Origin of the sequence: Pseudomonas defluvii (assembly GCF_001695625.1) — a bacterium.
Lineage (GTDB): Bacteria > Pseudomonadota > Gammaproteobacteria > Pseudomonadales > Pseudomonadaceae > Aquipseudomonas > Aquipseudomonas defluvii.
In genome coordinates, this window is the sequence record NZ_MBPN01000142.1 from 1 (window position 1) to 10021 (window position 10021).

At 51.8% G+C, this 10021-nt stretch carries 10 protein-coding genes; 5 read left to right on the forward strand and 5 right to left on the reverse strand.

Translation table 11 applies throughout. From position 1 onward, the window contains the following. Positions 1-367 precede the first annotated feature (367 nt). Positions 368-799 (reverse strand): DUF488 domain-containing protein, encoded by a 432-nt coding sequence (locus EKA13_RS24215; protein ID WP_016973433.1) that lies wholly within the window; start codon positions 797-799, stop codon positions 368-370. Between the two features lie 208 nt (positions 800-1007). Here EKA13_RS24215 and EKA13_RS24220 point away from each other — a divergent pair, with 208 nt between their 5' ends. The 5 genes from EKA13_RS24220 to cydB all read left to right on the forward strand — a co-directional run bounded on the left by EKA13_RS24220 (position 1008) and on the right by cydB (position 8068). Continuing rightward, positions 1008-1925: a LysR family transcriptional regulator gene (locus EKA13_RS24220; protein ID WP_079384147.1), complete on the forward strand. Its 918-nt coding sequence runs from the start codon at positions 1008-1010 to the stop codon at positions 1923-1925. 369 nt (positions 1926-2294) lie between these two features. Continuing rightward, positions 2295-4271 (forward strand): excinuclease ABC subunit UvrB, encoded by a 1977-nt coding sequence (gene uvrB, locus EKA13_RS24225; RefSeq protein ID WP_016973432.1) that lies wholly within the window; start codon positions 2295-2297, stop codon positions 4269-4271. Positions 4272-4598: 327 nt separating this feature from the next. Beyond that, a complete protein-coding gene (locus EKA13_RS24230) occupies positions 4599-4808 on the forward strand; it encodes a hypothetical protein (RefSeq protein WP_016973431.1) in 210 nt (69 codons plus the stop codon). Between the two features lie 835 nt (positions 4809-5643). After that, positions 5644-7035, forward strand: coding sequence for a cytochrome ubiquinol oxidase subunit I (locus EKA13_RS24240; RefSeq protein WP_016973429.1), 1392 nt, complete (start codon positions 5644-5646; stop codon positions 7033-7035). 16 nt (positions 7036-7051) lie between these two features. After that, positions 7052-8068, forward strand: a complete 1017-nt coding sequence (gene cydB, locus EKA13_RS24245) for a cytochrome d ubiquinol oxidase subunit II (protein ID WP_016973428.1) — start codon at positions 7052-7054, stop codon at positions 8066-8068. A 338-nt stretch (positions 8069-8406) separates the two neighbouring features. Here the strand turns inward: cydB and EKA13_RS24250 are convergent, their stop codons facing one another. The 4 genes from EKA13_RS24250 to EKA13_RS28185 form a co-directional block, all read right to left on the reverse strand. Beyond that, positions 8407-8613 (reverse strand): hypothetical protein, encoded by a 207-nt coding sequence (locus EKA13_RS24250; RefSeq protein ID WP_016973427.1) that lies wholly within the window; start codon positions 8611-8613, stop codon positions 8407-8409. Beyond that, entirely contained in the window at positions 8610-8837 is a 228-nt protein-coding gene (locus EKA13_RS24255; RefSeq protein WP_016973426.1) for a hypothetical protein, read from the reverse strand. Before EKA13_RS24255 ends, EKA13_RS24250 begins: the two co-directional genes overlap by 4 nt. Positions 8838-9141: 304 nt before the next feature. After that, a complete protein-coding gene (locus EKA13_RS28505) occupies positions 9142-9291 on the reverse strand; it encodes a TetR/AcrR family transcriptional regulator (RefSeq protein ID WP_016973425.1) in 150 nt (49 codons plus the stop codon). 198 nt (positions 9292-9489) lie between these two features. Then, on the reverse strand, positions 9490-10021 hold a 532-nt coding region (locus EKA13_RS28185), incomplete at its 5' end, for a C1 family peptidase (RefSeq protein WP_245704401.1).

A 10021-nucleotide genomic window follows, 5' to 3' on the forward strand; every position in this document is an offset into this window, starting at 1 on the left:
CACATCTATTTCCTGATTGGCGTGCGCAATCGCTTGAGTGTCGCGCTGAGTTGGGTCTGGAACCACAGTGTCGGTTACCGAGGGTCACGTCTGATCATGCGGTCGACACCGCAGGCCAAGCGTGGGCCCGCCGAGCTGGAACCCAAGTAAGACTGCAACGGTGAATTGATAGTCAGGGATGATTGTCAGTTCCTGCAGGACGTATGCAGCTTCTAGGTAGTGAATGTGAGATCGGCACCTAGCTCGCGTTTACCGTATATTGTGGGATGGAAACATGAGCTGAATGTGTACCCTATAAGCAAGATTTCACCCGTAGAGTATGCAGCTGGGATAGATGTCGGCGCTTTCGATTCACATCGCTAGCATATTAAAGGTGCACGATCTCCACATTTGGCCATTTGCTCGCCAGGTATTCAGCAACAAGTCGACGGTGACAGTGGTGAGGTTTATTTTCGCTGCAAAGGAGGCAGCTGCCGTCCATGATTTCCTTGTCTATATTCTCTATCTTTCTCGATGACATTAATTTTAGGAAGCTATCGGCGTAGTGCGTCCAATCACCACCTTTACTTTTGTACTCGTTAAACATGTCTGCTGTGGGTGCCAGCAATAGGAGATGATGGTATTCAATCTCACAGATTTTTTTGGTGAAGTAGTTGAGGTCGTCGCGTTTAGCAAAGCCCGACAGTTGAGATGTATTGTTTAGGCGAACGTCGATTAGGCGCTTAGCACCGGATTCCCCTAGTCTTGTAAAGAATGACTGCGCGGTGGTCTTAGTAAAGCCGATTGTGAATATGCGCATGGTGATCTCTTAGATGGATTTAAGTGATGATTGAAGTTTTCGTACGTCCAGGTTGAAAGGTTGAAAGGTTGAAAGGTTGAAAGGTTGGAGTGCATATCGGCAGCTAATGTGTATGGTCATGTTGAGTGCTCGGATGTAAAAAGAGCGTACTCTGCCAGAGTATAACTGGCGACGAGGGAGTGTGCCAGGCTGGTAGATGAGGTCACATATGATTGTCAGAAATTTTGAATACTTGTTGGCTCTCTATCGCGAGGGGCACTATGGTAACGCAGCCAGAATCTGTAATGTCTCTCAGCCTACGCTTTCTTCCGGAATTAGACAGTTGGAAAAGGACATGGGTGTCGAGATCGTGCGCCATGGCAGGCGCTATGATGGCCTGACATTGGAAGGGTATCGTGTGTTGGCATTGGCTCAAAAAATGTCTGATGACTGCAGAGCCTTAGATCGAGAACTTGCCGCATTGCGAAGTGGATTCGAAGGTGAGTTGCGGCTGGGTATCGTACCGGGGACGACTTCTATATCCCCGATCTTAAGTGCTGCACTTGCTGAAAAATTCCCACTGTTGCAGCAAACTATCAGTACTGCTAGCCCATGTTCATTGCTGCAAGGGATTAAAAGTAATGGTCTAGACGTGGCACTTATGCATCTTGAGAACACTTGCATGGAGGATTTCGATACGCGAGTCCTGCATAAGGAGCGGTTGTTTCTTTTTGGGTGTTTCGGCTTGGAACTTCCTGCAAGCGTAACGTGGGAAGATGTGTTAAGCAGGCAGCTCTGTTTGTTGGCTTCTACTTTCTCAGTTGCTGTAGAAAGTAGGCTTGAGCAAAGTAAAATGCGATCTGTTGTAACTGATTCAGTGAGTGTACTGGTCTCGCACATTTCGACAGGTAGATTTTTTGCAGTTCTTCCACAGTCCTTAGCTAATAATTTTTTGCATGTGGCCAATGTCAGGGCGGTTGTGATCACTGGAACGCCATCACACTGCACCATTGCCCTTGTTGCTGGCAAAAATTCATTCGAGTCTGCCTCGGTTCGAGCTTTCTTAGAAGTGGCTAGTAGTCCTGAGTTAGCCATTCCTGTCCGAGCCATAATGTCGATCCATCGCCGACTTCGAGCAAAAGACTAACGGCCGCCCAGGCGTATCGCGCGGCTATCTTGAGCTGGTCGTCCATGAGAGGCTTTGTGAACCAGTTCAGGTCGAAATATACGTGCCACCTTAGCTGTTTAGCACGATCTGCGCTAAGGCTTGGCGGTGCATCAGTGAGACAAAGGCACGAGTTGATTGGATTTTTTGCTCGACTCGGTCAACACTTTAGGGTGTTTGTAGGTGAGCACTCTCGGTGCATAGAGCCCAAAACGTGGTTGCTACCAACTGGAGGCATATTTCACTATCAGTTTCGAGTTGCCGAAAGTTCTGTACCACTAAGGGTAGGTTCGAGTATTTCAATTGGCTGATACGCCAGTTGAATACCAAGTCGCGATTTGGAGGATTGTCATGTCAAGTGGTAAATTCATTTTGCACTCAAACTATACGCCGGCAGGGGATCAGCCAGAGGCCGTAGCACGCCTGATCTCAGGGATTGAAGAGGGTGCAACACATCAGATGTTGAAGGGTATCACTGGTTCTGGTAAGACCTTCACCATGGCCAATGTGATTCATCGCCTTAAGCGGCCCACCTTGATTTTGGCACCCAACAAGACGTTGACCGCACAGCTCTATAGTGAGATGAAGAACTTCTTTCCTGAAAATGCGGTGGAGTATTTTGTTTCCTATTACGATTACTTTCAGCCCGAAGTCTATATGCCTGGGAGCGATCGCTTCATTCAAAAGGACTCGGCAATAAATGAGCACCTGGAGCGCCTACGTCTTTCCACTACGAAGTCATTGATTGAACGCCGCGATGTCATTGTCGTTGCTTCTGTGTCTTCAATTTATGGATTAGGAGATCCAGACAGCTACCGTGCGCTACAGGTTCGGCTAGCACGCGGAGTAGAAATCGAGCAGGGTGAACTAATTCGAAAATTGGCTTTGCTGCAATATGATCGCGTCGATCGGGTTCTGAGGCGTGGGTCGTTTCGTGTGCGCGGGGATATCATAGATATCTTCCCGGCGGATTCAGAGCATAGGGCCATTCGAGTTGTACTGTTGGATGATTACATCGAGTTGGTTCAATGGTTAGACCCTATTACTGGTAAGTTGTTAGAAGAGGTAGATAGCTACCTGGTATCGCCTAAGACCTTGTTTGTAACGCCGAGAAATAAAATTGAATCAGCTGCCGTCGAAATACTGGCCGAGATGGAGTCGAGGGTAGAGGAATTTAATCGAGAGAACCGTCTCGTGGAAGCTAATCGCTTGTATGAGAGAGTTACCAATGATGTGGAAATGATGCGTGAGCTTGGATACTGTTCCGGAATTGAGAACTACTCGTGTTATATGAATGAGCGTGATTCTTCGCTGCATCCGACAACTCTGCTCGATTACCTTCCTAAAGATGGCTTGCTATTTATTGATGAGTCTCATGTCATGGTCCCTCAGATTTCAGCTATGTATCGTGGGGATCAAAGTCGCAAAGAGACATTAATAGACTATGGTTTCCGCCTTCCTTCGTCAAAAAATAATCGTCCATTGAGCTTTGAGGAATTTGAAGGCATTAAGCCTCAGGCCATTTTTGTATCAGCAACTCCAGGGCCCTATGAGCTCAAAGCTTCAGCGGGCAGAGTTGTTGAGCAAGTAATTCGGCCTACAGGGTTGCTAGATCCAGAAGTGGAAGTAAGGCCTTTGGAGGGGCGTATGGACGATTTGCTTCGGGAAATATCTGTGCGTGTGCAAAACAATGAAAGGGTATTGGTCACGGCGTTAACAAAAGTTGAGGCCGAGGATCTGAGTACCTTTATGGCGGATCAGGGAGTACGCGTCCGGTACATGCACTCGGATACCAAGGCTGATGCTCGGGTTGAGATCATTAATGGATTGCGCGCAGGCGATTTCGACGTGTTAATTGGAGTTAGTCTATTACGTGAAGGTTTGGATATTCCTGAAGCATCTTTGGTGGCCATTTTAGATGCTGATCGCGCTGGCTTTTTACGATCTGCACATGCGCTGATTCAAATGATCGGTCGAGTTGCGAGGAATCAAAATGGTACGGCTATTTTGTATGCCGATACTGTGACCCCTGCGATGCAAGAAGCAATTGACGAAACCAAGAGTCGTCGCGAACGTCAAATTGAATTCAACAAACTAAAAGGGATTTCACCTGTATCCTCGGTCCGCAAAATGGCTGATGAAGCGACTCTGGTAGTAGAGCCGGTCGTCCACTCAAGCAAGTTTTGCGAAAATTTATCAACGCTTTGCGAACTGATAACTAACAAGGAGCAGGAGTTGCTTGAATATACAGATCGACATGACGATGAGAGTGTAGAAAACATTCGTGTGCAGTTGGATGCATTGTATCGACAGTTTATTTATATGTAGCTGTTGAGGGTTGAGGGTTGAGGGTTGAGGTGTTGTGGGTCAAGCGATTCTGCTGGTTGATTGTGGAGTTAAGGGCCTGTGTTGAGTATTGGATTAGCCGAGGCTATATCTATTTCATTGATAACAAGGGTCAGAGGCTGTTATGGCCTCTGACCACCGTTTTGAGGGGCTGGACGTCCGAGCGAAGCTGTAGGGCACTCCTCACTGGCAGGTGCTTTTCTGTCCTGCCTATTTAGCGCCCTTGATTAGGCTTTGATCAAGTTTGTTCAGCAGGCTTGGAGTAATTAGTGCCCTAGAGTTCGTTGGGTAAGGTATTTGGGATGAATCATGAAACTGACAATTGGGGCGGCTGATCTTGAAAGCGATGTCCTGCTTCGCGAGGCGCTTACGGCCTATCGAACTTATAAGGAAGCGGACGAGAGCGGCGTGCCTTTGGAAGAGGTTCGTAAATTAGGGCTTTTGTTCGAGTCGCTCATTCAGGGGGTGATCGATTCCCACTTCTTGGTAGCTGGTCTACCGCCGTCTACCATCCACTGAGTTACGGCAGAGGCGCGATTCGAAGTTCGTCGTTTCTCGTCAAGGTTTAGAGGCGTGGAAGAATGGTGTACCCAATGCACTGAGGAGTTCGCGCTCAAGCGTGCGTACGATCGCGTCAAGGGGCAAGCCGCTTTCGTCACGGCCGAAAGAGTCTTCGAGTTAATTGCTGGTCTCGATGAAGCTAGAAAGAGGTGGATAGTGCTGGAAGTGGTGCCGGTCGGTGTGTGATCGGATAATGAGTGAGTGTCTAGAGCGTCTTAGCACTGGCGGTCTATAACAAGGCCGCACCTACGGCGACGATTGATTCATTGATTTTACTCCGCGAGGGGGCGGTGTCGGTTAGATTGCTTTTTTCATTTATCTCATAGGGCGCGTCTATCAAGGGTGATCGTGCGCTTGAGTGGAAGGGGATAGATAAAATTGATCATTTCGTCGTTATTTTCAATTTGACGATAGGTCCTCAAAAAAATAGGCTGTATCTGTTGTGATGACTGGTCGACTTGATGAGGCAACCCAACTATAGGAGTTGGTGCGGCTAATTGTCGCGACTATCTTCTTTGTACCCCAGGTGGTGCTGATGAGTAAATAAAATTATTTTAATTCAAGCGGTTTGGGCCATAATTTACCAGTTGATGGGCGGTGAACTGATAGTCCAAATTTCGTTGGGCTTAGCACAGAGCTCTCGCGTTCCTACAATTGCTGCTCGGATACCCTTGATCTCGTCCTAGAGGACTCCGTCAGACCACCTTACTTGCGCCTTTGATGAGTAAAGTTAAAGTTCAGGTTGAGGATGGTCATAGTTTTGGGTAGCCCGTCTGTCTATAAGGATATTGTTATGTCAGTTTTAACTGCGTTGGACCTGGCGCGGATTCAGTTCGCCTTCACGGTCTCTTTCCACATCATTTTCCCGGCTATCACTATTGGTCTGGCCAGTTTCCTGGCCGTGCTCGAAGGTTGCTGGCTCAAAACCAACAATGCGGTCTATAAGGACTTGTATAAGTTCTGGTCAAAGATCTTCGCCGTCAACTTCGGCATGGGCGTTGTCTCGGGCCTGGTCATGGCTTATGAGTTCGGCACCAACTGGGCGCGCTTCTCTGATTTCGCTGGCAGTGTCACCGGACCGTTGCTGACCTATGAGGTCCTCACCGCATTCTTCCTTGAGGCGGGTTTCCTCGGGGTCATGCTGTTCGGCTGGGACCGGGTAGGGCGCAAGCTGCACTTCTTTGCCACGGTTATGGTCGCCATTGGTACGCTGATTTCTATGTTCTGGATCCTTTCCTCGAACAGCTGGATGCAGACCCCACAGGGTATCGAGATCATTGATGGCCGGGTGGTACCGCTTGACTGGTTCAAAATCGTCTTTAACCCGTCGTTCCCATACCGTCTGGCCCACATGGCGTTGGCCGCGTTCCTCAGCACTGCGTTTTTTGTCTCGGCTTCCGCCGCCTGGCACTTATTGCGCGGGCGCAACACGCCGCAGATTCGCAAGATGTTGTCGATGGGCATGTGGATGATTCTTGTCGCTACACCGGTGCAGATAGTGGTGGGCGATGCTCATGGCTTGAACACTCTGGAGCACCAGCCGGCGAAGATCGCTGCCATCGAAGGGCACTGGGAGAACATCCCCGGTGAGCCGTCGCCGCTGATCCTGGCAGGCTGGCCGGATATGGAGGCCGAGAAGACTCGCTTCGCCATTGAGATCCCCTATCTGGGCAGCCTGATACTGACCCATAGCTTGGATAGGCAGATCCCGGCGTTAAAAAGCTTCGCGAAAGAGGACCGCCCCAACTCGACCGTCGTGTTCTGGAGCTTCCGGGTCATGGCCGGTTTAGGGATGCTGATGCTCGCCTGCGCGCTGCTGGCCTTGGTGCTGCGTCGGAACGGCGCACTGTACCGTAACCGCCTGTTCCTCGGGTTCGCCTTGCTAATGGGGCCGTCCGGGCTGATCGCACTACTGGCAGGCTGGTTCACCACTGAGGTGGGCCGCCAGCCCTGGGTGGTCTACGGCATGTTGCGGACCAACGAAGCGGCGTCCAATCACAGCGCTGCGCAGATGAGCCTGACGCTGGGGTTGTTCGTGCTTATCTACTTCTCGGTATTTACCGTCGGCATCTGCTACATGATGAGCCTGGTGCGCAAGGGGCCGACCGCGCACGAGCAAATGCCGAGCGCTGATCAACCGGAATCGCTGGCTACGGCGCGTCGCCCGCTGTCCGTCGCCGACTGAAAAGGAGCTGGCAAAAATGGTAATTCAAGGTATCGACCTATCAGTCATTTGGGGCGTGATCATCGCCTTCGGTCTGATGATGTATGTGATCATGGACGGCTTCGACCTGGGGTTGGGGATTCTCTTCCCACTGATCGGCGACTCCAGCGACCGTGATGTGATGATGAATACAGTGGCTCCGGTGTGGGACGGCAACGAGACCTGGGCGGTGCTCGGCGCGGCGGCGTTGTACGGCGCCTTCCCGCTGGCCTACTCAGTAATCCTCGAAGCGCTTTACCTGCCTTTGGTGCTGGTACTAGCCGGACTGATCTTCCGCGGCGTAGCTTTCGAGTTCCGCTTCAAGGCCGAGGCACACAAGCGTCATCTGTGGGACAAGGCCTTCATTGGTGGTTCGGTCCTGGCGACTTTCTTCCAGGGCGTGGCTATTGGCACTTACATCAGTGGTATCCCAATGGTGGGCCGTCAGTTCGCCGGCTCCGGCTGGGACTGGTTGGCGCCGTTCCCAATGTTCTGCGGCGTCGGCTTGCTGCTGACTTACGCGCTATTGGGCAGCACCTGGCTGCTGATCAAAACTGACGGCATGCTTGAGACGCGTATGCGTCGCTACAGCCGGCCGCTTACCTACGCCTTGGCAGTGGTGATTGTGACGATTTGTATCTGGTCCGCTTCGTTGAACGACGATATTGCCCAGCGTTGGTTCGATGCCAGCCACTGGTTGCGTTCAGCGCTAATCGCTGCTCTAGCGGCGTTGGTGGTAATGGTGATTTTGAAGACCCTTCGCAAGCGCCACTCGCACATGCCTTTTATCGCCGTGGTGGGGTTGGTCTTCCTCGGCTACCTTGGCCTGGCGATCAGTATCTGGCCGAACATTGTGCCGCCGAGCCTGACCTTGTGGCAGGCCGCTGCGCCATTGACCAGTCAGTTGTTCGCGCTGATCGGCGCGCTATTCATCATCCCGATTATCTTGGCTTATACCTTCTGGAGTTATCACGTGTTCCGCGGCAAGGTAAAACCTGGCGAGGCTTATCACTAACACTAGTGCTGGCAGCGTAAGATGGGTGGCGTCCGGCCTCTGCCGGGCGTCATTACAATGCGTCGGGGAGAGGAATTCATTAGCTACCGCAAGCCGAGTCTTCTTGCGCAGTCGATCGATAGAATACACCCACTGCTAAGTGGCTTCTCGACGTCGCTGGAGCAACCGTCCACGCATGGCGCGCAAGTGTTCCCGGCATGCGGTACGGCAACGCCACCAAAATCGGGTAGATGCCCAATGCTCGACGCAGGGCATTGTTAGTGCGTCGGCGTACTGCTCAAACAGTGCGGCATTCGGCTCAATAGGGCACCCAAGAAAACGCCCGCATACCTAGCCCATCAATGGCTTTTTCGAGAATAGTAGCCTAGGGCTCTGAGCTGATATTCGTTCACAGCTTGGAACTGTAACTCCGCAATTTGACGCAGCCGTTCGATTTCTTCGGCGAGACACCCAGAAGCTTGCGCCTCGTGGTAACGCTTCAACGCCTCCACGGCCTCGGTATACATAGGGTGATCAGGATAAAGGAATGGTGTTTTTTGCGTCATTTACTGGCGGGATCCTGGTGAGCGAACGACGGTGGTTGACCAGCTTTGGCAAGCAGAGAGTCAATGACGGCTGGGTAAACCGAATCCGCCAATAGGTAAAAACACCGAACCTCATGCAAAGGTAATTCAGAATCCTCAGCTTCAGAGGCCCTTTGAATGGCCTCAAGCGTTTGCCATATCAGCGGCTCGCCAGCCTCGACCATTCCAATAAGTGTGCGCTTCATGACCACGATGCTCCGATCATTTGAAGACGCATTATAGGTCGCTTCGGCCAGATCCGAGCTGATCGAGAACCTGTATCTGGTTAAGCCGCTAGGGCCACCACTGTGACCTGGCACCCAAATGTCCCGGCTTTTGAGCCTGTGCCGATGGCCCTATGTGTGGATGTAAGGCATTGTCTGCAACCGGTATTCTGCAAAGCCTATCCTGGCTCGCATAGAACATCTCGATGAGCCTCTAAGAAGGGCTTTTCAAAGGAGGTAGAACTAAATTGCCCGCAATCCTGTTGTATGCTCTACGGGTGGACTCCTAGGCGGCAGGCGCTTCGGCTGACGGCAATATCTCCTGGATGGCAGGTCCGAGAATCGACACCAGTTGCTGGGCTCCCGCTTCAGCCAGCAGCGGCACTCCGATGATCCTGCGGCTGACGATCACACCCACCAGCAAGGCTGAGGCCAACCCCGCTGGCCCAAAATTTTAATGGAATCCGGCCAGCAGTCGCGACTGGATGAAGGCCCACAACTGCTCGTGCACCTGCTGACGTGTTCACACCTCCAATGTGTAGGCGGGACGCTGTGCTAAGCCGGCCGGCGGAGCGTCGGTAAGAAGGCCACAGGTGCCGGTCGCAATGGTGGCGAAGGCGTTCCTATCACCCCATCAAGTGCCGAAGCTGTTCTTAATTATCCAGCCATCGTGCAAGTATCCCACAACACACACCGAATGGAGCCGAGGATGGCCTCGGGTGGTGTCGGGCGTGTATAGGGGCGCACGATCGGTGGTGTAGTCGAAGAAGCCGTCCCATACGTACATATCTGTGACCAGAGGTCCGGTAGTGATGCTTGACCGCGCGGCAGCTGAGGTAAACAGTGCGAAACCCTGTATTTTTGAGTTGGTGGCGACCCTCAGGCAGGCTGCCGGTGGGAAGGGTGAGCCGTCAGCGAGCGATGTGGCGTAGCCATACTCCACCAGAAGGTTTAGCAAGCGCCTGGGTTCAATTCCTTTGGGACAAATGTTCTGCGGGTTCTCTGCACCGCGGTTCACGATGCAGGTATGCATGTGCTGAGCTGCGACGTCCTGAGCACTCCCTCCCTTTTTGATTAGTGTTGCAATCTGGGGTTTGGGGAGCAATGGAACCAAAAACCAACGTAAGCTCTGAATCCCACCGTAAAGGGGCTTTCCGATCTCCAGC

What these genes read in the sequence shown, in the direction of transcription:
- EKA13_RS24215 (WP_016973433.1), bottom strand. Translation starts at nt 799, where the DNA reads ATGCGCATATTCACAATCGGCTTTACTAAGACCACCGCGCAGTCATTC.
- EKA13_RS24220 (WP_079384147.1), top strand. Translation starts at nt 1,008, where the DNA reads ATGATTGTCAGAAATTTTGAATACTTGTTGGCTCTCTATCGCGAGGGG.
- uvrB (WP_016973432.1), top strand. Translation starts at nt 2,295, where the DNA reads ATGTCAAGTGGTAAATTCATTTTGCACTCAAACTATACGCCGGCAGGG.
- EKA13_RS24230 (WP_016973431.1), top strand. Translation starts at nt 4,599, where the DNA reads ATGAAACTGACAATTGGGGCGGCTGATCTTGAAAGCGATGTCCTGCTT.
- EKA13_RS24240 (WP_016973429.1), top strand. Translation starts at nt 5,644, where the DNA reads ATGTCAGTTTTAACTGCGTTGGACCTGGCGCGGATTCAGTTCGCCTTC.
- cydB (WP_016973428.1), top strand. Translation starts at nt 7,052, where the DNA reads ATGGTAATTCAAGGTATCGACCTATCAGTCATTTGGGGCGTGATCATC.
- EKA13_RS24250 (WP_016973427.1), bottom strand. Translation starts at nt 8,613, where the DNA reads ATGACGCAAAAAACACCATTCCTTTATCCTGATCACCCTATGTATACC.
- EKA13_RS24255 (WP_016973426.1), bottom strand. Translation starts at nt 8,837, where the DNA reads ATGAAGCGCACACTTATTGGAATGGTCGAGGCTGGCGAGCCGCTGATA.